The sequence below is a fragment of the Levilactobacillus paucivorans genome (genome assembly GCF_001437125.1).
In the GTDB taxonomy this organism is placed as follows: Bacteria; Bacillota; Bacilli; order Lactobacillales; family Lactobacillaceae; genus Levilactobacillus; species Levilactobacillus paucivorans.
The window spans coordinates 1-26,582 of the sequence record NZ_JQCA01000049.1 but is presented as its reverse complement, the minus strand read 5'-3'; the positions used below and the strand labels follow the sequence as shown (position 1 = coordinate 26,582).

The window sequence follows — 26,582 nt, the reverse complement described above, 5'->3', positions numbered from 1 at the left end:
TTTTTAGTGGGTTTCGGCGAAGCCACGACGGCCGCCGGGCTTAGGAATCTGGTTTTGCATCATGACGCTGAAACCGCCATCGATGGCGAGGCTAGTCGCGTTGACGTAGCTCGACCGGTCACTGGCCAGGAAGAGAATGGCGTTGGCAATATCGTCGGTTGTTCCGATTCGCTTGCTGGCAGTCAACTTCTTCCGACCATTTTCAACTTCAGGATCCGCGTAGAAGGCGGCGGACATTGGGGTCTTGACCAGGCAAGGTTCGAGAACGTTACTCCGAATCCCGAACATGCCCCATTCGGCCGCGACTTGCTTGGACAGCATGTTGACGCCGGCCTTACTGGTACTGTAAGCACCACTATAAGTTTCGGGGATGTCGCTGGCAACCGTAGAGATGTGGACGAAGGTCCCGTGTTTCTGAGCAATCATTACTTTCCCAAATTCGTGGGTGATGAGGTAGTACCCGTTTAAGTTGACGTCCAGGACTTGTTTCCAGGTCGCATAGTCCAGGTCCTCAAGCGGATCGAACTTCAAAATGCCGGCAGTGTTGATCACCACGTCGACCTGATCAAAGGTTGATTGAACCTGGGCGACGGCGGCCTTGACGCTGGTCTCGTCGGTGACATCACAACTGACGGCTAACGTCTGGACGTCATAGTCGTGGGCCAGTTCCTTAGCGAATTTTGTCGTGGGATCAGCTTGACGATCCAAAACGACGACCTTCGCCCCTTGTTCGGCGAGGGCGGCACAAATCTTGGTGCCCATGCCACCGACCGCACCGGTAACGACACAAACTTTATCGCGTAATCCTAACCATTCTGTTGTCATTATTAGTCCTCCTTAAATAAATGTTCCCGTACCTGCTCGACTGGCATTGCCTGGCCGGTCCACAATTTAAATGCCGCGGCCCCCTGATTGAGTAACATGCCCTGGCCGTTTAAAATATGGGCCACGTTGGCTTGCTTGGCGACGCGCATGAGTTTGGTTTCACTCGGGGCGTAAACAGTATCGAAGACCGTCATGTTGGGGTGGAACCAGGTTGGATCAGTCACGAGGGCCTGATCCACGAGCTTGCCCATCCCCAGACCGGTGGCATCGACGTACAGGTCGCTCTGCGCGATGGCGTCTTGGAACTGGTCCTGGTGATCAAGGAGCGTAAACGTGGCGTGACAGTCGGTTTGCTCATTGATTTCGGTGACGATTCGTTTGGCATTAACCACGGCGGCGTCATTGATATTAAAGATATTGAGCGTCTTCAGGCCAGCTAGTGCGGCTTGAATGGCAATCGGCGTCCCGGCACCGCCAACCCCGGCAAGCGTCATCGTCTGACCCTTGAGTGCGACCCCTTCGTCCTTTAAAGCATTGACGAAGCCGATTCCATCGGTGGTATAGCCGGTGAGGTGGCCGTCGTGGTTGACGACGGTGTTCACGGCCCCAATCATCTTGGCGGCCGGGTCGAGTTCATCGAGCAGGGGAATCACGGCCTGCTTGAAGGGCATCGAAATACTGGCACCTAACATCTTAAAGGCGCGGATGGTGTCGATGGCTGTGTTGAGACGTGCGGGTTCGACGTCGAAAGCCAGAAAGCGGGCGTTAATGTGGTCCGCTTCGAAAGCTAGATTGTGCATAGCCGGGGACTGTGAGTGACCGGCCGGGTGGGCGATGAGGCCCACTAGTGCTGTATGTCCATCAATTTCCATGACAGAAGACTTCCTTTCGAAACAAGTTCCATCTTTATCGTAATCCATGGTCGACCGGATTGCCACCGATGTCGCAAGAAGTCACTTCCCTCGGCTGGCAAAGTAGGCTAGAATGGCGAGTAAGGATAGATCTGAAAGGAGACCGCTTATGCAAACACCAGAATCATTAAATTTACCGTCATTTTACGCGAACCCGGACCGCAGCGTGGCCGTGTTGAACTATAACGAACACTTTATTACCAGTATTTTCGACTTGGTGAATAGCCCCGAGTTGGCTGGCTTCGTGAAGTTGTTCTTAGACGAACAACGCGATCGCACGCCGGATGCCGCCGATCCCAAAACGACCTTTGATTTAGTCACGCCAGACGTGTATCTCGCGACCATCAAGGCCGTTCTGACCGATCGGGTGGACGCGTTTGATCGTTTTAAACCGGCTGAGATTCTGGCCAGCATTGAGGATCTTTATTCGTATTATCGGACGTATCTGCGTGTGGCGACGATGACCGTTACGCAAAACGATGTGGTCACCAGTGAATTTATGACGATTGACCAACGTTTCAATGACTTGGTTATTCGGTTATACCGGACGATTGAGGAAAAATTGCAAGGCCATCCCAACCACGTTTACCGTCAAGTGAGTGCCGGGTCGAGTGCCTGTGTGCTGTTACGGCGGTTGGCTTGGAACATGCCTGCTGGCTATGAGGGACTGAAAGATATTCGCTTCATTAGTCGCTTGATGTTACGGCCACCAATGATGTTGCACACCAAGAGCAACAAGCGTAAGGGCACCTTCACCGCAACTAAAGTAAACCCAATGAAAAACTTTACGGGTACCGAAGACGACTGGTTCTGTTACCCAGCTAAGATTGGGGAGAGCCTGGCTTACCTGTACTTCCACCGCGACTATTTGGCTTCCGGCTTGGCCCTAGCCAACCTCTTTCAGTTGGCGGACAGTACCGAGGTGGCCGCGCACAAACCAGACTTGGTCTTGTTGTTTGGGACCCCAGGGGTTGAGAGTGATACCGATCACGAGAACGGCCATTACTTCTATGATGCCGCTAATGATATTTACGTGGGTCAAGTGCCTTACAACGACCAAACAACCTACTTTGGTTACATGAAGAAGATGTGTTTGACGCTGCATAACCTGCACATGATTGCGCAGAAGCACTTGCCAATTCACGGGTCCATGGTGAAGATTACCTTTGCTAATGGGCAGACTAAGACGGTTGTCTTCTTTGGGGATTCCGGTGCCGGCAAGTCCGAATCAATCGAAGCCCTCCAAGAGGTGGCCGACGATCAGATTGTCAGCATGGAAACCATCTTCGATGACATGGGGAGCTTCACGTTGAAGGGACAGGATCTTTACGCTCAGGGGACCGAAACCGGGGCCTTTGTCCGCTTGGATGACCTCAGTAGTGAGGTGGCCTTCAACAACATGGACCGGGGAATCTACATGAATCCCGAACAGAAGAATGCGCGGGTTATCATTCCTGCCAACACTTGGCCACGCGTTGTGGCGCACCATCATATCGATATGTGGGTTTATGCCAACAACTATGACGATGCCGTGGGCATTCACCGTTTCGACGACCAGCAAACAGCCGAAGAAACCTTCGTGGCCGGCAAACGTAAGGCGCTGGGCACGACCGATGAGGTGGGGATGAGCACGACATTCTTCGCCAACCCATTTGGTCCTGTTCAAGAACAAGCGGCGACGCAGCCCATCATTGATGCCGTCTTCGACCGATTATTTGCCGATGGCGTTTATGTGGGTGAAATTTACACGCACCTGGGCAATAACAAGTCGCAAGATAAGTTGAACGAGTCTGCGCGCGAACTCTTAGCAGTTTTATTGGATCTCTAAATTTTAGGGCTTACTCTTACTAACGAAATTCGGCCGTATTTTTTCGCAGGTTTTTGTGAAATAAATTTAATTATGAGTTGGGCTAGGCGTCGTTTGATTCTCACTTTTGAGGATTGAACGACGCCTTTTTGAGGCCTGATGATCGTTAGCAGTCATTTTTTTAGTAAAAACGAAATAATCCAAACGTTGAAAATAGGGTACAATGAAAGCGGATTACCTGATTGTTAAGGTGTAAGGGAAGACAGCTTCCTAAGGGAAATTATTGAGCCACACTGGTTTAGAACGCCCAAACGGGGTATGATTTTAGTAAGCGTCAAAATTAACAGGGGAGGCGCCAACAGGTTGGACCAAAGCAGGCACGCAACTATGGACGTGTCGCTGGCCCAAGGCATCCAATTAAACCTATGGCGTTAGTCATTAGAACTTACAACTATTAAGGAGAGATAATCATGAGTTGGCAAACAAATTATCAAACTTGGCAAGAGCAACCCACAATGATTCCTTATATCCATGACGAATTAACAGTCATGGCTGGGAATGATGAGGCTTTAGAGGCTGCCTTTAGCGGTCCCATGAGCTTTGGGACCGCCGGGATGCGTGGTGTCATGGGACCCGGTATCGGGCAAATGAACGTTTATACGGTGCGTCAGGCAACCGAGGGGGTTGCGCGTTACTTGGATACACTGGATGAAGCCACGAAACAACGGGGTGTTGCGATCAGTTTTGATTCCCGTTACCACTCGCGTGAATTCGCCCATGAAGCGGCGCACGTCCTGGGGGCTCACCAGATTCCAAGCTTTGTCTTTGATGACATGCGGCCAACGCCTGAATTGTCATTTGCTGTGCGGCATTTGCAGACGGCCATGGGGATTATGATTACGGCCAGCCACAATCCTAAGCAATACAATGGCTTTAAGATTTATGGGCCAGACGGTGGTCAGATGCCACCCGTTGACTCGGATAAGATTACCGAATTTGTCCGTTCCGCAACCGATGTTTTTGCGATTCCAGTGGCCGACGAACGTGACTTACGACAGAATAAATTACTCCGAATTATCGGCGAGGATGTCGATCAAGCCTACCTTGCCAACGTGGCGAGTGTGACGATCAATGCCGACCTGATTCAAAAGGTCGGGAAGACCATGAAGCTCATCTATACGCCACTTCACGGGACGGGTAAGGTGATTGGTGAACGTGCGCTGCGGGCAGCCGGTTTTGAAAACTTTACCATGGTCCCCGAACAGGCGATTGCCGATCCCGAATTTCCAACGGTGCCATTTCCGAACCCTGAATTTGCGCAAGCCTTTGATATGGCGATTGCCTTGGGTAAGCAGGAAGGGGCCGATCTCTTGGTGGCCACCGACCCCGACGCCGATCGTCTCGGTGCCGCCGTTCGTCAGCCGAGCGGGGAGTACCAACTGTTAACTGGAAACCAGATTGCTTCAATTTTGTTGGCCTACATTTTGAAGGCGCGCAAAGAAGCCGGTCAGTTACCAGCCAACGGTCGCGTGGTAAAATCCATCGTGTCGACGGAATTGGCCACGAAGATTGCGGCAGCTTACGGCATTGAAATGAAGAACGTGCTGACTGGGTTTAAGTTTATTGCCGAACAGATTCACCAGTATGAGACCCAACATGACCACACTTTCCTCTTTGGATTCGAGGAAAGTTATGGTTATCTGATCAAGCCATTCGTGCGGGACAAGGATGCCATTCAGTCGACGGTCTTGTTGGCTGAAGTTGCCGCTGATTACAAGCAACGGGGGATGACCCTATATGATGGGATCGAAGAACTCTATGCCACCTATGGCTACTATGCCGAAAAGACGGTGGCTCAGGAATTCCCTGGCGTCAACGGTGCCCAAGAGATGGCGCATCTCATGACTGAGTTTAGAGAAAATGCCCCACATGACTTTGCGAACGTTGCCATTACGGAGACCGAGGACTTTTCAACCGGGGTTAAGACGTCAGCCACGGGTGAAACGAGTACGATTGATTTGCCACAAGCCAACGTTCTGAAGTATTGGTTGGCCGATGGGACTTGGATCTGCATCCGGCCTTCTGGGACTGAGCCTAAGGTGAAGTTCTACGTGGGAACCAGTGCCAAGACGGATCAAGCGGCCCAAGAAAAATTGGCCACCTTTGAAGCAGCCGTCAATGCCTATGTAGCCTCAATTTAAAAACCGATGTTTTCTAAGGACCTGAGATTTAATTCTCAGGTCTTTTCTGTTTCCAAACTTAGCTGGTCGAAACGTGCGCCAAAAGGCAGCTGGTTCCGCTTAATGACCAAACAATCCAAGACCGGGATTATTCGGTTATCAATCTTAATGCTCACCAGCTAACCGCCTTTTGTCTCACTCTTCTCCTGCGTTTGTTACCCGATCAGACTGGAACGTTTTCGGGGCTTCGGTTTTGGATTTGAACCGGGGGATGGTAATCTTAAGGAGAATAGGGAAACAGGCTTAAAAAAGATTTACGTTTAAGTTGTTTGCCAATTAGTGCTGGTCAATTTCGCTAAAATGATGGAAAATGAACACATCACAGTCAATCTGAGGAGGAGTTTACCCATGACAGTTTTAGTCTTAGGTGGTGCGGGCTATATCGGTTCCCACGCCGTTGATCGATTGATCCAACGCGGTTACGATGTGGCGGTGGTTGATAGTCTCGTCACTGGCCATCGCGCCGCGGTCAATCCCAAGGCTCGTTTTTATGAAGGCGATGTCCGTGACAAGGTTTTCCTGAACGACGTTTTTGATCGCGAAACGATTGAGGGCGTGATTCACTTTGCTGCCTTTTCAATCGTACCGGAGTCTATGCAGGCACCGTTGAAGTATTTCGACAACAACACGGCTGGTATGGTGACTCTGCTCGAAGTGATGACGCAACATCAGGTTAAGCGGATCGTGTTCTCCTCAACGGCGGCCACTTACGGCGAGCCTAAGCAGATTCCAATTCGTGAAACCGATCCACAAGTCCCCACGAACCCCTATGGCGAAAGTAAACTCATGATGGAAAAGATCATGCACTGGGCGGACGAAGCTTACGGGATTAAGTTCATCGCGTTACGGTACTTTAACGTCGCTGGTGCCAAGGAAGATGGAAGCATTGGCGAAGACCATCATCCCGAGACGCATTTGATTCCGATTATCCTCCAGGTGGCGGCCGGTGAACGACAAGAGCTGGCCATCTTTGGGGATGATTATCCGACAAAGGACGGCACCAATGTTCGGGATTACGTTCACGTGGTTGACCTCGTCGACGCTCATATCCTGGCGCTAACGTATCTCAAGGACAACAACGTCAGTGACGCCTTTAACCTAGGGTCATCGACGGGCTTCTCCAATCTGGAAATTCTGGAAGCGGCGCGCCGGGTGACGGGTAAGGCTATTCCCGCAAAAATGGCCCCACGGCGTGCTGGCGACCCCAGCACACTGATTGCGGCCAGTGACAAGGCCCGCGAAGTGTTGAACTGGCAACCACAATTTGACAATGTGGATGATATTATTCGGACGGCCTGGAACTGGAAACAGAAGCATCCAGCCGGATATGCCGATGTTCAAAAGGCCTAAGGTGGCCGAACCTATTGTAAAATGAGAGATAAGCTGAACTAAAAGACAATCATAGGGACTCGTTGGCTAACCGCTAACGGGTCCTTATTTTAGTGCTCAAATAGTTTGTAGTGACGAGTATTTACACAACTAATCATCAAGCTTCCACGGAGAATAGGAAATTTAACAAACCAGTCATTTGTCTAACATCTCATGTATAAACGTGCTAATTTATAGGTGCTTAAAAAGGCGTGATGGAGAGGTTAGGAGGAAAGACAAATGCGAAATCATATCAAGGGATTATTATTGATTGCGACCTCTGGCTTGGCCCTGTTTATTTGGGTCGAGGTACCTGTTAACGCTGATGCTAAGATTATCACTGGTAGTGGGACTAGTGCCGCTGATGCTAAGATTGTGACGGATCCTACTGGCGTTGTGATGTCCCACACGGAAGTATTGCCAGCAAGTGGGGTTTATGATGTGAAATACGAGTGGAAGATCGCCAACAATGTTTACGTGGCAAAAGGTGACAAGATGTTCTTTTACGTGCCACTAAACGTTCGGGTTGATCGGACGCGGTCATTTGGTATGGCCAGTTATAATGGCACAGCTAAGGTTGGCACGGTCACGGTCACGATAGATTCACACGTCGGAGTGGCAACCTTCAATAGTTATTTTTCAACGCACAGATATGACAAAGAGGGCTGGATTAGTTTCGAGACACGTGGTTCCGGTGAAGGTGGAGACGAAGAAGCCCCTGGGATCGAGGAGCCTGGGACTGAAGAACCCGGAGTCGAAGAACCCGGAGTCGAAGAACCCGGAGTTGAAGAACCCGGAGTTGAAGAGCCCGGAGTTGAAGAACCCGGAGTTGAAGAGCCTGGAGTCGAAGAACCCGGAGTTGAAGAGCCTGGAGTCGAAGAACCCGGAGTTGAAGAACCTGGGACCGAAGAACCGGGCGAAGAAATCCCTGGGACTGAAGAACCGGGCGAAGAAATTCCTGGCGTAGAGGAACCCGGTCATCCCGGCACGGAAGTTCCAGAACCGGAACACCCTTGGGTCGAAGTTCCTGGGACTGAACATCCGGGTGAAGAGGCCCCAGAAGAGGAGACGCCCGAAGTCACGATCCCTGGCGGTGAAGAACCAGGAGCTACGTTACCAGAGCATCCGGCAACCACGACGCCGCAGCGGCCAACGACTAGTCACCCAACGACCACGGGAACGCAATCCGGTGGTCAAGGCGCAACAGTTCCGGCGGCTAGTGCCTCGACGTCTTCGTCGACAACCAAGCCCGCTACGTTGCCACAAACGGGTGACCAGCGCGCAATTGTTGCTGAATTAGCTGGATTATTGTTGTTATTGGCTAGCTTGACTGTGGCCGGTATCGCCGGTGTGCGGTCAAAGAAGTCCTAACCTTGTTTCCCCCCAACCACTAAATAACTGTCCAGACGTGAGCTTGCGATTGATGGTCATTAACTGGAAACTGTTGGCGTACGTGTTATTTAGCTTACCTAAATCAAATGGACGAAAAAACGTTGTGTCAGCCTGAGAGCTAACACAACGTTTTTGATTGAAATGATTTAAATTACCAGATCTTCACGCGATCGGCGGGAGCCAAATACATGGCATCGCCAGGTTGCACGTCAAAGGTGGTGAAGAAGTCGTCGAGGTTCTTGACCTGAACGTTGGCCCGAAGCTTAGCAGGGGCGTGCACGTCAATCGACAACAGCAGTTGCATGTATTCGGTCGTGGCCTTCATCCGCCAAACGTTGGCCCAGTTGATGAAGAAGGCGCGGAGGTCAACGTCATCGGCGGATTTAGCAGCTTCAAGCGCACAGCTCAAGCCACCACCATCGGCGATGTTTTCGGAAACGGTGAGCTTCCCATTGACCTTCTGACCGGCAAATTCGATGCCGTCAAATTCTTTGATCATGGCTTGTGCCAAGTCTTGGAAGTGCGACAAGTCGGCTTTGGTCCACCAGTTGTTGAGGTTCCCAAATTCATCGAATTGGGCCCCGTTGTTGTCAAAGGCGTGGGAGATTTCATGGGCAATAACGGCTCCAATCCCGCCGTAGTTGGCACTGCTGGATTGGTCCAGACTGTAGAATGGTTTTTGCAGAATGGCTGCCGGGAAGACAATTTCGTTGTTGGTTGGGGAGTAGTAGGCGTTGACGGTGTTGGCACTCATTTCCCAACGATCACGATCGACGGGGTGACCCCAGTGGCCGAACTCGTCAGCCAGAGCCAATTCACCGAAATGCTGAATGTTATCGAATAATGATTCGGTGGTGTCAACGTGGAATTGTGAATAGAGTGGGTCGATTTGGTCGGGGTACCCCACCTTAATCGTTAACTTCTGTAGCTTAACGATCGCTTTTTCACGGGTTGCGGCACTCAACCAATCGTTGGTCTTCAGTCGTTGTTGGTAAACATGCGTCATTTTCAGAACCATGTTACGGACGTCAGCTTTGGCGGTTTCACCGAAGTATTTCCGACCGTAGTAGTCCCCGACAACTTGAGAGAAGTTCCCGGTTGCCAAGTAAAAGGCGGCCTTTTCTGGTGAACGGGCTTCCTTCTTACCGGAAAGGGCGCGGCTGTACGTCCCGCCAACCTGCCGGTATTCCTCGGTCAAGACGCCGGTGGCATCAAAGACGGTGCCAACTAACATCCAACTCTTCAGGTTTTCGAAGTTAGCCGGAGTTAAGATGTCATTGGTCGCGTCGAAGAAGGCGGGTTGTGGCAGGATGACCTCGGTTGGCGTGTCATGTAAAACTTGAGTGAAGGCGGCTGTCAGGTCCAATTGGCTGACCTGAGCATCCACGTCGCTGAGTGCACGTGGGTTGTACATCTTCACGTAGTCAGCTGCCTCTTCGGAAGACTTCACGTGAGGGGCAATCTGCGCATCAAAGGCCTTGGCTTGTTCGACAATGGTTGCCGCTTTTTCGGCAGAGTAGCCATTAAGTTCGAGCAGCTTGGTAGCCGTTTGGGTGAAGATTGGCAGGAGTTGCTTAGCTGCGGCGTTGTCGGGTTCATAGTAGGTTTTGTCGGGTAAGAAGAGATCCGGTGCGTCCACGAAGAGGGCGTAACGGCTGGTATCTTTCATATCGGGTTCCACCGACATCGTGACAGGTGTTGGCAGCCCCTTCTGATACCATTCTGCTAAATGGTCACTGAGATCAGCCCAGTTTTGAAGGGCTTCGATTTTAGCTAGCCAAGGCTTCAAAGGTGCGGTACCCGTGGTTTCTCGTTTTTGGGCGTCACTCGTCATGGCATAAAGCTTTTTGAACTCGGCCATTTCAGGGTTGGCTGGCTCGAGTTTGCCGGCTAAGAGGTCGGCAAAGTCACGCATCAAGGTCTTTTCAATGCCATCAACCAGGTCCATGAAACCACCGGTCGAGGCGTGGTCACCAGGAATAGTTGCTGTTTCGGCCCATTTACCGTTGACCGCTTCATAAAGGTCTTGTTTCAAGAGTGCTGAGTTGACTTCACCGGCGGTCGTGCCGTTGGTAGAAGGTTGTGCTGAGAAATGGTTAAATCGCATACAAAGATCCTCCTTAAAATTAGTCGTTAGACACAGGTTAACCCATTTGCCTTTAAAAGGGAACTTTTTTATCATCATAATTTAATAAAAGTCGCCAAAGACCATAATAACGGGGTCAAGACTCTCGGTCTTGCCCCCGTAAATTTGGCTATTCGCCACCTAAAGCTTTGCGTTTAGCATGGAGTACCGGCCGCCGGAACTTTGGCCGGGTCCGATCCCAAATCGCAATGTTCTGTTGATATTGCGTGAAAAAGTCGTTGATGTTCGCGGGCTTCATATTCGCTGGGATTTCCTCCCAAGTCCGCGCACTTTGCAGGAAGGCTTGACGGATGTCGTGTTCAACCGTGACGCCTTTAGTGGTCAGGCGAAGGTACTTGACTCGGCGATCATCCATCTTGGCTTCTTGTTCAACGAATCCGTCGAGCAGGAGGGCCCGTAACTTGCGGGCCGCCGCTGAACGCGTGGTGTGTGTGGAGTCTGCCAGTTCACTTAACGTGATGTTTCGTTGTTCATGGATTTGTTTCAATAACAGATACTGTTCGAAACTAACCGAGTACTGGCCGGTGATCTGTTCGGCCGCATTGATCATGACTCGAAAAATCTCGCGATACTGTCGTAGGAATGCTTCGAATACCCTTTCTTCGTTTTGCATGATACTCCCCCCTTGAAAACACTAGTGCTGGCATAACAACTTTTGCATGACGAAATGACCACGCAACTTCACTACATCAGCATACCGTTATTATGCCGCCTCAATGGGTGGGATAAAAATGATTGTGCTTAGACACGAATAGTTTGGTCTATTCAGTTTGTAATCTCAATTTCCGCTCTGACTCTGGTTAAGAGATTAAATGGGTCGCCTGCGGCCACCAGACTAGCCCGTCCTGTGGGGCAGACCTGAAGCCGAAGGGCGGTCTTCATGGCAACCTTGAACCTTGCTTAAATCGCAAGCTTCAAAGTTGGCCGTGCTCTAGGTCGAGAAAGGACCTCGACCAAGACCACCGACACAGGGGGCTAGACTGGTGGCCTTCGGCTGAGTGATTGCCGCAGTAGCGATTTGAGGGGGATGAGGGAGAGTTGTATAGAAGTATGTCTGAGCTATGGGTCAGGGACCAGCGGGGAAATGACTATCTTCTACGGAATGAGAATTTCGACGCAAACAAAAAGCCCGCGAAGTTTATAGGCTTCGCGGACGCGTTTAAGTTGTTATTTTGTCATGTAGATGTAGAGCGTATCGGTTGAGAAACCGGTGTTGAACTTGATGCCCTTAGAGGTGATGGTCTTGGTGGTTGTGGAAGAACTGTTCTTCTTAGCGTCCTTCAAAACCTTCTTGAATTTCTTCATCACCGTCTTAGGTTCCGTGTCCAACGTTGTTCCTAACAGGGCGAAGGTCGTCCCGAACTTCTTTTGCCCGGTCTTTTCCTTCATCTGCTTAATAGGGGTCATCAAGGCTAATCCCATCAGCTTCCCATCCTGAACGTTGGCCCGAACCGTGGTGTACTTGGTGTCAACCAGGTTCTTGAGGCCGTCCTTAGCCGTGGTAGGCAAGAGCTCATCCTTGGCCTGGTGCTTGGCTGTGGCCATCTTGGCTTGGAGCTTCTTAGCTGCAGCTTGTTGTTGCTGAACGGCAACAGCGGCTGCTGCGGGGTCCGTTTGCGCCAAGGCTGCCAATTTCTTCTTGGCAGTTGCTTGAGTCTTCTGGGCCTGTTGAAGCTGTTTTTGCGTCTTGGTTGGCAGGTAGCTGGCAATCATCATCTGATTGTACTTAGCCGCAAACTTCTTGTAGTTACCCAGAGACTTAACCGGGTAGACGGTTACAGACTTCTTGGTGTTACCCGCACTAATCTTGACCGATTGTTTGGTCGTGGATGTGGGAACTTGGAAGAAGTAGGTGCCACCCTTAACGGCGACGGACTTCTTGGCTTGATTATCGACTTGGTAGTTGACGCGCTTGGTCTTGGCCGTGCCTTTGATAACAGCGGTCAAAGCGGTTGGGCGGTAGCTACTCTTTTTGGTGGTTAGTTGGTCGTTTGAGCAGCCGGCGAGAGTTAGTGCGAGTAACCCCAGGGTGCCCAACAAAAGCTTCTTCATTATGTTATCCATCCCTCTAATTAATTTACTTGATACATCTTACCACAATCCGAATAAAAAGCGAGAATGAGAATTGGCTAACATTTTATCATGCTCTCTAAGAGTCTCGTGATAAATGGCTCAAAAGGCTTCCATACCGGGCTTTTTCCTGATATGATGAAGTTGTTGAAAGCGATACCACATATACGGTTTACTATGGAAAGGACGGGTTATGATGTATAAACGCATTTTAGTACCAATGGATGGGAGTAAGAATGCCCATGCTGCTTTGGATGAGGCTATTAAGTTAGCGCAAAAGCTGGGTGCCAAATTGTTCATCGTGGCCGTCGCCAGTGATCAGACATATGCCCACTATGGCGCGGAATTTGGTAATGAGATTGTGACACACTTTAAGAAGGCGGCGTCCAAATTCTTAGATGGCGCCGTTCAAGAAGTTAAAGACGCGGGAATTCCTGTTGAAACCCACTTCATGACGGGTCTCGCTAAGCCATCCATCGCGCAGACATTTCCGGAGAAACTCCACACTGACTTGACGGTTATTGGCCGTTCGGGGGTTCACGGATTAGGGCGGGCCATCATGGGCTCAACCACGAGTTACGTGGTGCACCACTCAGAGACCAGTGTCTTGGTCGTTGATTAAATAGATTATTAGGTAAGGGCCTGGGATAAATCCTAGACCCTTTTGTGTTTCAAACTTGGCGCATAAAAAAAGAGACCGGAAAATTCCGGTCTCTTTTCAGTCAAAACGTATGGCTACTTCTTATCTTTTAACCAACGTTGTAAGTTTGAAATGTCGTCGCGGCGCTTCCGGTCCTTTTTACGGTTAACCTTCCGCCGGCCTTGTACGCCATTTGGATGTGCTTTTCTCATTGTATGAACCCTCGCTTAATTAAAATAACAATCGACTGTTATTGTACTGTTTTTTTTCAGGGAATGCAAGGCTTCCAGCGTAATCCTTGATGATTAACACCCTAGCAAGGTTGCTAGAGTAGGGATTACTGTGATTTTATTAAAGTTTATATGGAAGGAGAAGCCCACCCTGAAAGAGTGTTATATTGAATGATAACACGGCAAGTTGAGAAGGGACAGGGAATATGCAAAAAAGATTACATAAAAGTCGGACGACGATGCTGGTCGCCTGGGCGGTGGTGATTGCCGTCGGGGGCCTCCTCGTCTGGGTGACCCAGCATAACGCCCAGTGGTATCACGAACCGATCGTCCGGGTCACACAGGTTCAGACGCGATCGGGAACCACAGTGGAAGATGATTTTCATAATCAGGATGTCCAGACGAAACAGATTCTGACCGGGAAAATTTTAAACGGGCAGTATGCCGGGAAGACGATCGTCCTGAACAATGTTTATTCGCGATCCAAAGCAATGGACCAACGTTATCGCGTGGGCAGCCAACTCTTCGTGACTCTGCATCACCATCACGGTGATTTAAGTGGGACTGTGAAAGATTTGAAACGGGATGGGCCGCTGGTCTTGATGCTCTGGGTCGTCGTGGGGTTACTCTTACTGATCATGCAGTTCAGTGGGTTCATGGCCTTTCTCAGCGTGGCTTTAAATGGGGTCCTCTTCCTATTGGCGATTTTTCTGAATGGATCGACGCAAGGAGCACGAGTTCTCTGGATCTTTGGGAGCCTGGCGATTGTCTTCGCCGCGCTAACCTTGTGGTTGGTACTGGGCGCCACCCGGCAAATGCTCATCACGCTGATGACGACACTCAGTGGGACTGCGTTAGCCTTACTGATTGCATTGCTGGTCTTTCACTTCACCCATGAGAAGGGGATGTACTACGAAGCCATGGAGTATGTCACGCAACTTCCCCGGCCCTTGTTCTTAGCGGAAACACTACTGGGGTCGTTGGGGGCCGTCATGGATGAGTCGACAGATATTATTTCGTCACTATTTGCGTTGAAGCGGGAACGTCCGGAATTGGGTGCGGCTCAAATTTTTAAATCTGGTCGCCAGATTGGGAGTACCATTATGGGGCCATTAATTAATGTGCTCTTCTTTATCTTTGTGGCGGATACCTTTCCAATGGGGATTCTGTATCTGCGGAATGGTAATAGCTGGGGCTACACCTTTGCGATGAATATGTCGATGGGGGTTGTTCAAAGCCTGATCAGTGGGATTGGAATTGTTCTGGCTGTACCACTGGCTAGTTTTCTGGCCAGTCGGTTGATGACAAAGAAGGTGACGCTATGAGCACCATTAGTGTGTTAGGTTTAGTTCTCTTATTATTAATGGCTTTGGTTGGCGGAAAGGCCGGGATTCAATCATTCCTGGCCTTAATCCTAAACTTTGGCCTCTTGTTCCTGGCAATGGTGTTAGTTGCCTTCCAATTTCCAGCATTGACGGTGACCTTAGTGGTTGGCTTGTTGGTGTTGGCCCTGACGATCTTCATGAGTAGCGGGGATGACTTGTCCAGTACGGTCGCCTTTATTGCCTCAGCCATCGTGCTGGTGGGGCTAATCCTGGTGATCGTTCCCGTTGAACATTGGGCCATGGCCCAGGGATTCGGTCCCGAAGATAGTGAGGACCTTGAGGGCCTTTCCGTTCTGGTTGGGGTCAGCTTTACCCAGGTGGCCATCGCCACGGCAATTCTAAGCACTCTAGGAGCCATTGCAGAGGCCGCTATGGCGATTGCCGCAGGATTAGGCGAAATCCTCGAACAACACCCTCAGGTGGACACTAAGAGCCTCCTACGGGATGGCATCGATGTGGGTAAGCAAATTATTGGGACAACCTTCAATACCTTGTTCTTTGGCTTTTTCGGTGGCTTTCTGGCCCTGTTCATCTGGTTTACCGGCGTGCACTACTCATTTGGGGAAATCTTAAATGACAAGGTCTTCGTCGCGGAAATCCTGATGATTCTCTTTGCCATGGTCAGTGTGATTCTGACGGTGCCCATCACCACCTGGGTCATGGCCCGGGCGGTAACTGGTCAACGGCGTCATCAGGCTGCTGTTACGGCAAAAAAGGATGATCAGAAATAGCCGGAGATTCTTAAAATTTTTTATCCATCGCAATGGTAGTTTGAAATAATGAATTACAAAAGCCACAAACTATTCAATTAACAAGAATGGTTTGTGGCTTTTTGCGCCCTTAAAGCGGGAATGTTCGATTGCCAAAAATGATCATGATCTCAGCCGGAGGACACCAGACAGAACCCCGTGTCGGTGGTCTTAGTCGAGGTTTTTTCTCGACTTAGAGCACAGGCCAACTTTGAAACTCGTGTTCTTCGAGGTTCAAGGTTGCCCTGAAGACCGCCCTTCAGGCTGCAGGTCTGCCTCACAGGGTGGCGTCTGGTGGCCGCAGGCGACCTGAGTTATTTGCAAATAAAAAGGACGTTACCCCCGGCTAGAGAGGCAACATCCTTATTCGAACTTTGGTTTAATGACTAGTTGTTAGAACTTGAGGAGCTAGCAGAAGAGCTAGATGCACTGGCAGAAGTAGCTGTGGCAGTCGCCGTTTCGACGTCCTTGACTCCAGTTAAGTTGCCACTGTAGACCCAGTAACGCGTCTTGCTGTTCTTAGAAGGCCGGATACGGTACCAAGTGGTTGACTTGTACTTTTTACCGACTTGGTCGATGTAGTAGGTCTTGCCAACCTTAGGTGAGATCTTTGACCAGCTAACCTTTTTAACGTTCTTAGCGGCACCCTTTAACTTGTTGTACATGCGGAAGTTCTTGTACTTCTTACTTAACTTACCTTGCTTGTTGACGTTAGTGTAAGTAGCACTGACCAACTTCACATGACTCATGTTCATGTCATTGTAGTACTGTCTAACCAACTGATAGAAGGCAGCCATGGTGTACTTCTGACCGAAGTACTTCCGGCCGTTAGCAGCATAGTAACCGATTGGGTCGGTATGTGAGGACCCGCCGAGCTTCTTGGCTACGGATGAGTGAGACCAAACCGTTCCTTTGCCATCGTAAGCGGCATCGTTAGGCTTCAAGTTGTATTCGTTTAAGAGGTAGGCGGTGTACCAGGCAGCGTTATTAACTTCCTTGGCAAAGGCCTTCTTACTGTGAACCTCAACTTGTTCGAATTGAACAAAACGTGCGTTACCAGGGTACCCGACACCCCAGGCGAGATAGTCCGTGTTCGCGATGTTCACAATCTTAGAAGCATCCACGAAACTGTGAACGAACGCGTTTTGGTAGTTACGTTTCATGTAAGCGACTTCGTTAGTCAGTGTGGAAGAAGGGTTGGCCGTTTCGTGAACGACAACACCTTCGGGCTTACCCTTACCATGACGGTACTTGTACTTAGGGAACCCTTTCCAAATGGACTTTGTCACCTTAGCGTGACCAATGTTCTTGCTACTAATATAATCGTTTACTTTGGAACTGGCATTGGCCGTGGTTGACGTGGCAAGAACTCCCGTCGCCCCTAAAACAGCCAGAGCCGTTAAAACTACTTTGTGCATCTTCACCCTGATCATCCCTCAAATCTTTTTAGTCATTACACAACCGGATGACCGGTTGCTCAGTCGATATTCTTCGCTATCAACTATAACCATAAATTTTAGCCCAGACAACCGGCTGATGGGGTGTCCACCGTAATATTACGATGGTAATAATGACTCTATCGGGGTTTGATCGAGGTGTTTTCAAATAGATTAAAACTTAACGACACCTGTAATGTGGCTGTAACATTGCTATGACAGCGGTTTCGCCTGGTCTGCAGCCAATTTTGAGTTACCGGTATTCAGGTGTAACTTCTGCTGGCATTCTGGACAGATACCGTAGACTTCCACGTGGTTGCTAGTCACTAGGTAACCTGTTTGATCGCTGGCTGCCTGATTGAGCGCACGTTCAATTTCTGGAAATTCCGGCGCAAAAACATCGGTGATTTTGCCACAATTTTCACAGATAACGTGATAATGGGGACGACCGAAGAAGTCGTAGCGTAGACCACCGTTGTCATTAGGAAGCTCGATCACAATGCCGAGTTCCACAAAGAGATTCAACGTATTGTACACCGTGGCCATGCTGAGGTTAGGCAACTGGTCCGTGAGGGCCGAAAAGATCGTTTCCACCGCGGGGTGGTTGTGATGCGTTACCAGATACGTCAAAATGACTTGCCGCTGGGGTGTTACGCGCACGTGGTGTGTCTTCAAAGTTTGTAAGGCTTGGTCGAGTAACTGGGTCTGATTAGCCATGCTGATCCCTCCTTTAATTTATAATCACTCTAGTTTGCCTCTATTAAACCACACTTTGCGTGAATAGCCAGCTAAAAGCTTATCAGAAGAAGTCGTGATGGGTCACGAGTCGGCGTTTGAAACAAGTGATTTACTTTTGCCGAAATGAGCGTACAATGAATTTATATTTAGTTAATAATAATTCTAAAGTGGGACGGAATGTTAATCTCACCTAACTTTTAATTCTAAGAGTGTTAAACTGAAATTAAGACATATCTGGGGGCAGAGAATGATGACAAGAAAGAAGAAACCAGCAACGTTGGCCCAACGGATCAACGTATTACGGGCAAGTGTGATGGGTGCCAATGATGGGATCCTCTCCGTGGCGGGAATCGTCGTGGGGGTTGCGGGTGCCGCAACCAGTAGCTTCGCCATCTTTATTTCTGGGATTGCGGGGATGATCGCGGGGACTGTGTCGATGGCGATGGGCGAGTACGTCTCCGTCAATACACAGAAGGACGCACAACGTAAGGCGATTGAAACCCAAACGGTGGCGTTAGACAATGATTATGATAACGAATATAACTTTGTTCGCGACAAGTACGTGGCGACGGGCATCAAGCCGGAGCTAGCTGATCAGGCGACGAAGGAAATGATGGCCGAGGATCCCGTAAAAACAACGGTGCGCGAACGCTTCGGCTTCAATGTTGGGGAGTATACCAATCCCTTCTCTGCGGCGATTGCGTCGATGATTTCATTTCCAACCGGATCAATTTTGCCGCTCGTGTCGATCACGTTGTTGCCGAAGAACTGGCGGATTGCTGGAACGTTCGTGGCGGTGATCATCGCCCTCTCTATTACAGGGTATGTCGCCGCAATTCTGGGGAATGCCGATCGCTGGCACGGGACCCGGCGTAACGTGATTGCGGGAATCTTGACGATGCTGGTCACTTACGGCATCGGACACTTGTTTGCATAGGGGAGGCAATCAATCATGGCAACGAATGAACAAGCATCTGTTAAAAAGCAAAAGCAACATCAAACGATGGATGAAAAATTAAATACCTTGCGCGCCGGTGTCCTGGGTTCCAACGATGGAATTTTGACCGTCGTTGGGGTACTTTTCAGTGTGGCGGCTGCGACGAGTAACCAATTTACGATCTTTATTGCCGGCCTATCGGACCTGTTGGCCTGTGCCTTTTCGATGGCGTCAGGAGAGTATGCCTCCGTCAGCACGCAAAAGGATACGGAAAAATCAGCGGTAGCGCAGGAAGCCAAGTTGCTCGAAACCAACTTCGACGATCAGGTTGCCGCTGTGCAAAAGTTCTACGAAGAACGTGGGGTGACCCCCGAAACGTCATTGGCTATCGCCCAAGACTTGATGCAAAAGGATGCCTTGGCTACGGTCGTCAACGTTAAGGATGATATTCAACTGGGTCACTACATGAACCCTTGGGATGCGGCCTTTTCGTCACTCTTTGCCGCCGGCTTAGGGGGTACCTTTCCGTTGATCGCGATGACCCTGTTCTCAGTGACGTGGCAGTGGCCCGCCACCATCATCGCCGTTATTTTATCCGTGGCCTTGACTGGGTTTCTGAGTGCTAAATTAGGACACGGGTTAGTTAAGACAGCCATTATCAGAAACGTTATTGTGGGGATTATTACCATGTTTATTCACTATTATGTGGGGCAACTATTCTAAGTAAACTATTGCTGCTTTCTTAGCACATTGCCAGATACCAAGTGTACAATGGGCCAATATCTTTTTTTGAAAGTGAGGAATTTTGGTTGAAGCGCAAGATGAGTTTATTTTCTTTAGTCATGCTAACGCTGAGTGCCATCATTGGCTCGGGTTGGCTGTTTGGTGCGGGTATGGCCGCCCAGATCGCCGGTCCGGCTGCCATCCTATCTTGGATTCTGGGGGCCGTCATCATTGGCCTGATCGCATTGAATTATATTGAATTAGGGACCATGTTTCCCACGAGTGGGGGGATGAGCCAGTATGCGGCTTTCTCTCACGGCCCCTTGCTGGGGTTCGTTGCCGGCTGGGCCAATTGGTTGTCCTTATTGACGATTATTCCGATTGAAGCTGTGGCCGCCGTGCAGTACATGAGTTCCTGGCCGTGGTCCTGGGCCAACTGGACGCGGGGGTTCCTGAAAGATGGCGACATCACGAATCAGGGTCTGATCATTGTCTTCCTGTTTATTCTGGCCTTTACGCTGTTGAATTTCTGGTCGGTTAAATTGCTGACGCGGTTTACCAGTTTTATCTCCATCTTCAAATTAGGGATTCCAACGTTAACAATTATCGTGCTCATGGCAACTGGTTTTCAGTCGGGGAACTTCGGCCACACCGCGGGCTTCATGCCTAACGGGAGTGCGGCCATCTTCTCAGCCACGACGGCTGCGGGGATTATCTTCTCGTACAATGCCTTTCAGACCACGATCAACATGGGAAATGAGATCGAACACCCTGAACGCAACATTCTTTGGGGAATCGTGATTGCTTTCAGTATCAGTGCGGTGATCTACACGATGTTGCAGGTTGCTTTTATTGGCGCGGTTCCGGGACACTATTTGGTTCACGGTTGGCAGGGGGTTAACTTTGAGTCACCGTTCGCTAATCTGGCAATTCTGATGAACTTGGGTTGGCTGTCGACGTTGCTCTATTTGGACGCCTTCGTGTCGCCGTTTGGGACCGGGGTTTCCTTCGTGGCGACTACCAGCCGGGCTTTAGCGGCTATGACTGGAACCAAGCACATGCCAACTAAGCTGGGTGAGTTGAATCGGAAGTATCAGACGCCACGGCGAGCTATGATCGTCAATATGGTTCTCGGGGTCGTCCTCGTGGCTGGTTTTCGGAATTGGAGTGCCTTGTCGAATGTGATCTCGACGTCGACCCTGATTGCCTATCTGACGGGCCCCGTGACGGTCGCGACGCTGCGGCGGAATGCGCCGGAATTTAGTCGACCGTTTCGGTTGTGGGGCCTGCAATTGTGGGCACCCTTAGCTTATGTACTGGCTAGCCTCGCCATCTACTGGGCGAAGTGGCCGACGACGATTGAGGTCTTCGGTGTCATTGCCTTGGGTCTTATCTGTTACGTCTACTATGAATTCCGACAACCTGCCGGCTGGACAGCCTTGCGAGCTAGCCTGAAGGGCAGTCGATGGTTGCTGGCCGAAATGATTTGGCTCACCATTATGTCGGCCGTGGGCAGTCACGAGTTTGGTGGTCACGGCTGGTTCCCATACCCACTGGACTTTGTGGCAGTGACGCTGGGAAGTCTGGTTTGTTATTATCTTGGGGTGCATGACGGTTATCAGAGTGAATCCTTTGAGATTGCCCAGGAACTAAATCGACGTGTTGAAGAAACGGAATAAATTTAAAAACGGGCGTCAACTCAATGAAGAGTTGATGCCCGTTTCGTGTATTAGGGTTTAATGTTGAGCGCGCCAGATCCACTGCTGATCTTCATATTGGAAGCCTACGGCGGTCAATGCTGTTTTGGCTAAGCGATGATCGTCAACGAGGGTGAGCTTGGTTAGTTGTAATTCATCGTGCCCAAAGGCAATCAGCCGTCGTAAGATTTCTTCCTGGTCGGTGGGAGTGAACTTAGGGCCGACAACCTGAAGTGCGCAGCGGTGAGCCGGAATCTCAAGGTCGGTGAAACCGCCCCAGCCCATGAGTTTGTGGGTTTGCCGCCGTTCGATGCCCCACGTCAGTGCCGTGCGGTTCATGGTTGCATGCATGGTCGCATTGACCCAGTCGGCGGCAGTTGCTAAGTCCTGACTGGTCAGGGCGGCCACGTTCTTTAATTTAAATTGGGTGAGCCAGTCGAAACGAAAACTGGGCGTGAGAAGCGGGTGGTAACCTTCGAAGCTAGACATCTTCAAGTGAGTCCTTTCTGAACCAAATTACTCCTATTGTACCGGTAAATTGCGCGGTTGACCAGAGACTTCTTCGGTGTATACCAGTCAGCTGTGCTATACTTGGAAGTAGATATTGGTAAGTTGAAAGGGGTAGCACAATGACGGAAGATTTTTATATTGGAACTTACACCAAGCGGATTAGCCGCGGAATTTACCGGGTAAGTGTGGATACCAAGAAGCCAGAACTCACTGATTGTGAGTGGTTGGCCTCAGCAGGTAGCCCAACTTACATCGCTAAAGCCGATGCCAAACGCTTGTACGTCATCAACAAGAAAGAAACTGATGGCCAGACACAGGGTGGATTAATCATCTATGATGTCTCCGAAGAAAAGCCCCGGGCCATTCAACAAGTGCTCACCCATGGGGCCTCACCGGCATATGTTGCCGTCGATGAAGATCGTCAACTGGTGTACACCGCAAATTACCATCGGGGAACGGTCACGGTTTACGCAATTGCCGATGATGGCACGCTATTGAAGACGGACCAGGTTGTGGACGATGATCCAGTTGGTCCAGCGCCAGAACAAGCCGACGGGCCACACCCACATTTTGCCAACCTGACACCGGACAACCGGTTAGTGGCTTGCGATTTGGGAACCGACCGGGTTTACCTGTATGACGTGTCCGACGATGGTAAGTTGTCGGCTGTTAGCACGTTGGAAATGCCTGCTGGTTTTGGTCCACGGCACATCGTGTTTGATGCCTCCAAGAACGTGGCTTACCTGGTGGGTGAGTTGAGTAGCAATGTTGCGACGTTAGCTTACGATGCCACTGCCGGTAAATTTACGGTTAAGGGAATTGTTTCCGCGATTCCTGACGATTGGACCGCACATAACGGCTCCGCTGCCATTCGTTTGAGCAGTGATGGTCGTTTCCTCTATGTGTCTAACCGTGGTCAAAACACTCTGGCTGTCTTTAGCACTGACGATGAAGGGAAATTAACGCGGCTTCAGAATATCTCAACGGAAGGTGACTTCCCACGAGACTTCAACTGGACGCATGATGAGAAGTTTGTCATCGTTGTTAACCAAAACTCCGACAATGCTTCCCTGTATACCCGTGATGCACAGAGTGGTCAATTAACCTTAGTTCAGAAGGACTTTATGGTTCCCGAAGGGGTTTGTGTCTTACCTGCCTAGTTTTTAGGTAGATGTGTTATCAGCGCCTCCGGGCTAGTGGAAATGAGACCGGAACGCTGTGGGCGCACGCGCGGAGCCGAAGAGCGGTCTCCGTGCTTAGGTTCGAGCCTCTGCGAGTCTCAAACCTAGCAGTTTCCTAAGTGACAAGGTTCGTCACTAAGGAAACTCCCACGGCTGGGCTCATTTTCACCAGCCCTGCGGCTGATATTAGTTTAAAAGCAAATGCAAAGACGTCGTGCAATTATCTTGAAGATAACTGTACGACGTCTTTTTTCAAATCTAGGTGTTTAAAAATAGCGTTTGAGAAGGCCGTTAGGCCCTTCCAAACGCTATGATTGTTTAATATTGATGTTTTCGTCCAACGCCTCGCATGAGATGCCAAGTCTTGTATAACGCGAAGAAGACACTTTCAGCGATGAGAAAGCCCCAGGAATCTAAGCTGGGCGCACCCCAGAAGGTTGGAATCAAAATTAGAATAATGACGACGCCAATCAAAGTTGACTTGATTTGACTCGCGGAATGGGCCGCTGGCTTAGACAAAAAGGGATACAAGATGATCCCAAGCATACTGACAATGGCCAGTACCTTAAGGAACCAAGCCAGGTGAACCGTTAATAGAAACAGGCTAATGCCAATGACAGTGCCATTACGAATTAAACGATTGCTGGTCTTTTCCAGTTGCGGCCGTTGAGCTTGCGCCATGAAGGCTTGAAGCGTCGTGACGTTGAACTTATAAACGGTTGCGAGTCGCTGAATCATGGCTGGCGTAGGCATTACGAGATTGATTTCCCATAAGGTCACAGTCAGTGGTGAAACTGCCAAACTTCTGGCGGCTTCTGGCCGTGTTAGCCCGCGATTGTGACGCGCGGATTTTAGAATCTTGCCCAAATCCATACCGATTATCCCCTTAGTCTTGCTTATCTTCACGGTAGGCATTTCGAATGATATTCACAATTAGTGTTGGCACCATGAGTAACGTGTAGAGGATAGCCAGCCCGTTAATTAAAAGCGCCCACCAGGTGGTTTCTCCGAAAACCCACACGATGGTATCTAAAACCGCAACTGGCCAGAATAATAAGACCAGTAATTGCCCCCATTTGGAATAACGCTGGGTGGCCTTATTGTAGCCTAGCAGATGTAACCAATTTCCCCGATTAATTTTCATATGACGTTCCCCTTTCCCCAATAAGTTCAGTATAGCACGTCGCGTTGGGGGTGAACCGTTTAGGGGGAAGATCTTAAAAATTCTGCTGGCTTTTAGTTAGGATAGTGGTTTTAAAGTAGGTGGCCATCGTTTGAAGGTGGTGTTCCAGACTGAGACGTTTAACCACCCCGAGTCCTGGGAAGTGTTGGGTGACGTGATAGTCGGCCAATGCCAACGCTGCAGGGGTTTGCACAGCAGCTGGTTGTGCGGGTAACCAGGCCGCAAGTTTGGCGACGGCCTGAAAGAATTTCTCCTTGGGATGGCGGAAATCCTCGCGATCGTCGGAGACGAATCGATGGATGCGGAGTTGGTCACCGGCAAAGTAGGTCAGGTGGAGGGTCACGGCGCGAGCCGGATAGCCGTGTTCACTGTAGTGGGCACCACCGATCGTATAGTCACTGATACTGGTATAACCGTCGAGGCGGGCCTGCTGCCAGTCTTCACTGAAGAAACCATCGGTGATATCCGCGTAACTGCGATCGTGTTCCGGTAGCCAGGCATGGTCAAATAGACTACCGCTAGGTCGCGTCAGTAGCCGGCGAATCCTAGCTTCTGGTGGCACGAGTAAGTGGGTGGGGGCGTCCAGCCAGCCAGCATGGCTAGCCGCCAGGAGTTCGTCATATTGGCGCGCAACCAGTAATGTTTGGTGATCCGGCGTTGCCTGCAAGTCCTCGGGGATGATGGTGGGCGTCAGAATGTGACCCACAATGAGATTGGGATTATCGGCGTATGACCGCCAATCATAGAGCTTTTGCTGAGTGAGGGCGTAGTCACTGACGGTGGGATTGGCAATGACGACCAGTGGCTGATCGTGCTCCACAAAGGCCGCGACGGTTTGGGGCAAGGCCCGAATGTCGCGAACGGGTTCGATAATGGGGATGATGTTCGGTGGTAGAGCGTGTTGCTGGGCAATATTTTTTAGTGCCAGTAGGTCATACTGGCGCCCCCGAAAGTAAGGAAAATAGATCATGATTGTTGCTCCTTGAGTTGTTGCTGAAGATCGTGGCGTTCTAAGTTTAAGGCGTCAATTTCGCTCTGGAGGGCCGTCACCGCGGTCGATTGGGTATCGTCGATGAACTGGTCGTAGAAGTTGGCCTCTGGATCGTAGACGTCATAGTGTTGGTGGCGTTTTTTCAGTTCCTGATAGAGGCGCTCGGTGCTGTATTGTTTGAGTCCGGTGGCCATCTGTTTGGCCTTACCAACTTCTCGAGCCTGTGAGGCAATGAACCGAGTGGTCAATTCGGATTCTGGTACCTGAAGGTCTTGCCGACGGGGCGGACGGGCCACGGTCAAGTACCCTGGTGTACTGGGAGCCTCGGTGGCGGTTGCCAACATTTCCTTATTGAAAGGTCGGTAAATCAGCACCCCAATATGAGCGGGGATCTCGTCGGCGACTTCCTGATAGAGCTTTAAGGGCAAAACGAAATAGTTATAGTGGCCCACAAACGAGAGCTTGGCCTTGGAGTGAAAGTCGGATTTGGTAACCTTGAGTTCATAACACCGCCACTCAATGTCGCCACTCGGAAGTTCTTGATAGCTCAGGGTATCCACGATGCCTTGATCGTCGGGCATCGTGACCTCTTCGACGGCAAAGGCCCCGGCTTCGCGACAGTAGGCGTAGAGGGTGCTTTCTAGTTCAAGGGTTAATTTTGTTTTCATCATGACACCTCCGGATGCCAGAAATTATGAACGGCACTGGTGAGTTGTTCCGGCCGGTAGAGTCGTTGGAAATGTTGCCAGTGTTGGGGATACAGGTGCGTGTAGCGAGGACTACTGAAACGTTGATCCATAAGGAGAATAATTCCAACATCCTTAGACCCCCGAATCAGGCGACCAGCAGCTTGGAAGACGTTGTTCAGACCAGGTAGTTGATAGGCAAATGCGAATCCCTGGTGTGATTGTTGGTCAAAGTAGTCTCGTAGTAAGTCGGTTTCCGTATTGATACCGGGGAGACCGACGCTGACGACACCGACGCCGATCAGTCGATCGGCCTTGAGGTCGATCCCTTCCGCGAAGATGCCGCCCAGTAAGGCGAAGCCTACCAGGGTCGAGTCGGGATTAGGCGCGAAGTTTGCCAGAAAGGCAGCTCGATCGGCCTCGGCCATTTGCGCCTGTTGGACGACGGTTTTTAAGTGCGGGTACGCCATCGCAAAGGCTTGGCTGACATCGAGCAGGTAGTGGTAGGACGGCAAGAAAATCAGATAGTTTCCGGTCTTACCATCGACGAGGGTTTTGATGGCCAGCAGGATATTGGCCAGGTTAGCATCTCGTTGTTTATAAGTTGTTTGAATGTAGTTCGTGACAAAGATTGCCTGATGCTGGGGCTTGAATGGTGAGGTGAGTTGATAGGCCAGGCTGTCCGGTAGCGTCAAGAATCTTGTGTAAATGAAATGCCTTCGTACATATAATATGTA

General features: G+C 50.3%; 25 protein-coding genes. 11 read left to right on the top strand and 14 right to left on the bottom strand.

The genetic code is table 11. The features are described 5' to 3' along the window. Positions 1 to 3: 3 nt before the first annotated feature. A complete protein-coding gene (locus IV54_RS05330) occupies positions 4 to 825 on the bottom strand; it encodes an SDR family NAD(P)-dependent oxidoreductase (RefSeq protein ID WP_057878364.1) in 822 nt (273 codons plus the stop codon). 2 nt (positions 826 to 827) lie between these two features. After that, on the bottom strand, positions 828 to 1,697 hold the full coding sequence (aroE, locus tag IV54_RS05325; RefSeq protein WP_057878363.1) for a shikimate dehydrogenase: 870 nt from the start codon (positions 1,695 to 1,697) through the stop codon (positions 828 to 830). A 148-nt stretch (positions 1,698 to 1,845) separates the two neighbouring features. Between aroE and IV54_RS05320 the strand changes: the two genes are divergently transcribed. The 3 genes from IV54_RS05320 (at position 1,846) to galE (ending at position 7,133) form a co-directional block, all read left to right on the top strand. After that, entirely contained in the window at positions 1,846 to 3,564 is a 1,719-nt protein-coding gene (locus IV54_RS05320) for a phosphoenolpyruvate carboxykinase (ATP) (protein WP_057878362.1), read from the top strand. A 449-nt stretch (positions 3,565 to 4,013) separates the two neighbouring features. After that, positions 4,014 to 5,744: a phospho-sugar mutase gene (locus IV54_RS05315; protein WP_057878361.1), complete on the top strand. Its 1,731-nt coding sequence runs from the start codon at positions 4,014 to 4,016 to the stop codon at positions 5,742 to 5,744. Between the two features lie 387 nt (positions 5,745 to 6,131). Next, on the top strand, positions 6,132 to 7,133 hold the full coding sequence (gene galE / locus IV54_RS05310; protein ID WP_057878360.1) for a UDP-glucose 4-epimerase GalE: 1,002 nt from the start codon (positions 6,132 to 6,134) through the stop codon (positions 7,131 to 7,133). Positions 7,134 to 7,790: 657 nt separating this feature from the next. Here the strand turns inward: galE and IV54_RS12275 are convergent. Further along, complete coding sequence (locus IV54_RS12275) at positions 7,791 to 8,132, bottom strand: pentapeptide repeat-containing protein (protein ID WP_420806172.1); 342 nt, start codon at positions 8,130 to 8,132, stop codon at positions 7,791 to 7,793. Here IV54_RS12275 and IV54_RS12270 point away from each other — a divergent pair. Beyond that, on the top strand, positions 8,076 to 8,522 hold the full coding sequence (locus IV54_RS12270; protein WP_420806171.1) for an LPXTG cell wall anchor domain-containing protein: 447 nt from the start codon (positions 8,076 to 8,078) through the stop codon (positions 8,520 to 8,522). The two genes, IV54_RS12275 and IV54_RS12270, sit on opposite strands and share 57 nt — an antisense overlap. Before the next feature lie 172 nt (positions 8,523 to 8,694). Here the strand turns inward: IV54_RS12270 and IV54_RS05300 are convergent, their stop codons facing one another. From IV54_RS05300 to IV54_RS05290, 3 genes are all read right to left on the bottom strand, one after another. Further along, entirely contained in the window at positions 8,695 to 10,650 is a 1,956-nt protein-coding gene (locus IV54_RS05300) for a M13 family metallopeptidase (RefSeq protein WP_057878358.1), read from the bottom strand. Positions 10,651 to 10,798: 148 nt separating this feature from the next. After that, complete coding sequence (locus IV54_RS05295; RefSeq protein ID WP_057878357.1) at positions 10,799 to 11,302, bottom strand: MarR family transcriptional regulator; 504 nt, start codon at positions 11,300 to 11,302, stop codon at positions 10,799 to 10,801. A 554-nt stretch (positions 11,303 to 11,856) separates the two neighbouring features. Beyond that, the gene (locus IV54_RS05290) at positions 11,857 to 12,741 is read right to left on the bottom strand and encodes a hypothetical protein (RefSeq protein ID WP_057878356.1); all 885 of its coding nucleotides are present in this window, start codon (positions 12,739 to 12,741) and stop codon (positions 11,857 to 11,859) included. A 214-nt stretch (positions 12,742 to 12,955) separates the two neighbouring features. Here IV54_RS05290 and IV54_RS05285 point away from each other — a divergent pair, with 214 nt between their 5' ends. From IV54_RS05285 to IV54_RS05275, 3 genes are all read left to right on the top strand, one after another. Beyond that, the gene (locus tag IV54_RS05285) at positions 12,956 to 13,381 is read left to right on the top strand and encodes a universal stress protein (protein WP_057878355.1); all 426 of its coding nucleotides are present in this window, start codon (positions 12,956 to 12,958) and stop codon (positions 13,379 to 13,381) included. Between the two features lie 454 nt (positions 13,382 to 13,835). After that, entirely contained in the window at positions 13,836 to 14,954 is a 1,119-nt protein-coding gene (locus IV54_RS05280) for a YibE/F family protein (RefSeq protein ID WP_057878354.1), read from the top strand. Next, positions 14,951 to 15,745, top strand: coding sequence for a YibE/F family protein (locus IV54_RS05275; RefSeq protein WP_057878353.1), 795 nt, complete (start codon positions 14,951 to 14,953; stop codon positions 15,743 to 15,745). The genes IV54_RS05280 and IV54_RS05275 overlap by 4 nt, the downstream gene beginning before the upstream one ends. A 404-nt stretch (positions 15,746 to 16,149) precedes the next feature. Here IV54_RS05275 and IV54_RS05270 read toward each other — a convergent pair whose 3' ends face one another. Further along, entirely contained in the window at positions 16,150 to 17,181 is a 1,032-nt protein-coding gene (locus IV54_RS05270) for a peptidoglycan recognition protein family protein (protein WP_057878379.1), read from the bottom strand. 231 nt (positions 17,182 to 17,412) lie between these two features. Continuing rightward, positions 17,413 to 17,916: a Fur family transcriptional regulator gene (locus IV54_RS05265; RefSeq protein WP_057878352.1), complete on the bottom strand. Its 504-nt coding sequence runs from the start codon at positions 17,914 to 17,916 to the stop codon at positions 17,413 to 17,415. A 271-nt stretch (positions 17,917 to 18,187) separates the two neighbouring features. On the opposite strand from IV54_RS05265, the gene IV54_RS05260 reads away from it, so the two are divergent. From IV54_RS05260 to IV54_RS05250, 3 genes are all read left to right on the top strand, one after another. Further along, positions 18,188 to 18,874: a VIT1/CCC1 transporter family protein gene (locus IV54_RS05260; RefSeq protein WP_057878378.1), complete on the top strand. Its 687-nt coding sequence runs from the start codon at positions 18,188 to 18,190 to the stop codon at positions 18,872 to 18,874. A 15-nt stretch (positions 18,875 to 18,889) separates the two neighbouring features. After that, positions 18,890 to 19,597 (top strand): VIT1/CCC1 transporter family protein, encoded by a 708-nt coding sequence (locus tag IV54_RS05255; RefSeq protein ID WP_057878351.1) that lies wholly within the window; start codon positions 18,890 to 18,892, stop codon positions 19,595 to 19,597. Positions 19,598 to 19,695: 98 nt separating this feature from the next. Then, positions 19,696 to 21,276: an APC family permease gene (locus IV54_RS05250; RefSeq protein WP_057878377.1), complete on the top strand. Its 1,581-nt coding sequence runs from the start codon at positions 19,696 to 19,698 to the stop codon at positions 21,274 to 21,276. Between the two features lie 57 nt (positions 21,277 to 21,333). Here IV54_RS05250 and IV54_RS05245 read toward each other — a convergent pair whose 3' ends face one another. Beyond that, positions 21,334 to 21,783, bottom strand: a complete 450-nt coding sequence (locus IV54_RS05245) for a hypothetical protein (protein ID WP_057878350.1) — start codon at positions 21,781 to 21,783, stop codon at positions 21,334 to 21,336. Positions 21,784 to 21,923: 140 nt separating this feature from the next. Here IV54_RS05245 and IV54_RS05240 point away from each other — a divergent pair, with 140 nt between their 5' ends. After that, positions 21,924 to 22,964: a lactonase family protein gene (locus IV54_RS05240; RefSeq protein ID WP_057878349.1), complete on the top strand. Its 1,041-nt coding sequence runs from the start codon at positions 21,924 to 21,926 to the stop codon at positions 22,962 to 22,964. A 339-nt stretch (positions 22,965 to 23,303) separates the two neighbouring features. Here the strand turns inward: IV54_RS05240 and IV54_RS05235 are convergent, their stop codons facing one another. The 5 genes from IV54_RS05235 to IV54_RS05215 all read right to left on the bottom strand — a co-directional run bounded on the left by IV54_RS05235 (position 23,304) and on the right by IV54_RS05215 (position 26,540). After that, the gene (locus IV54_RS05235; protein WP_057878348.1) at positions 23,304 to 23,858 is read right to left on the bottom strand and encodes a helix-turn-helix domain-containing protein; all 555 of its coding nucleotides are present in this window, start codon (positions 23,856 to 23,858) and stop codon (positions 23,304 to 23,306) included. A 13-nt stretch (positions 23,859 to 23,871) separates the two neighbouring features. Beyond that, on the bottom strand, positions 23,872 to 24,129 hold the full coding sequence (locus tag IV54_RS05230) for a hypothetical protein (RefSeq protein WP_057878347.1): 258 nt from the start codon (positions 24,127 to 24,129) through the stop codon (positions 23,872 to 23,874). Between the two features lie 73 nt (positions 24,130 to 24,202). Continuing rightward, positions 24,203 to 25,138 carry a sce7725 family protein gene (locus IV54_RS05225; protein WP_057878346.1) on the bottom strand — a complete coding sequence of 312 codons (936 nt, stop codon included), beginning with the start codon at positions 25,136 to 25,138 and terminating at the stop codon, positions 24,203 to 24,205. Beyond that, entirely contained in the window at positions 25,135 to 25,827 is a 693-nt protein-coding gene (locus IV54_RS05220) for a hypothetical protein (protein ID WP_057878345.1), read from the bottom strand. The genes IV54_RS05225 and IV54_RS05220 overlap by 4 nt, the downstream gene beginning before the upstream one ends. Next, positions 25,827 to 26,540, bottom strand: coding sequence for a helicase C-terminal domain-containing protein (locus IV54_RS05215; RefSeq protein ID WP_057878344.1), 714 nt, complete (start codon positions 26,538 to 26,540; stop codon positions 25,827 to 25,829). Before IV54_RS05215 ends, IV54_RS05220 begins: the two co-directional genes overlap by 1 nt. Between the last annotated feature and the right edge of the window lie 42 nt (positions 26,541 to 26,582).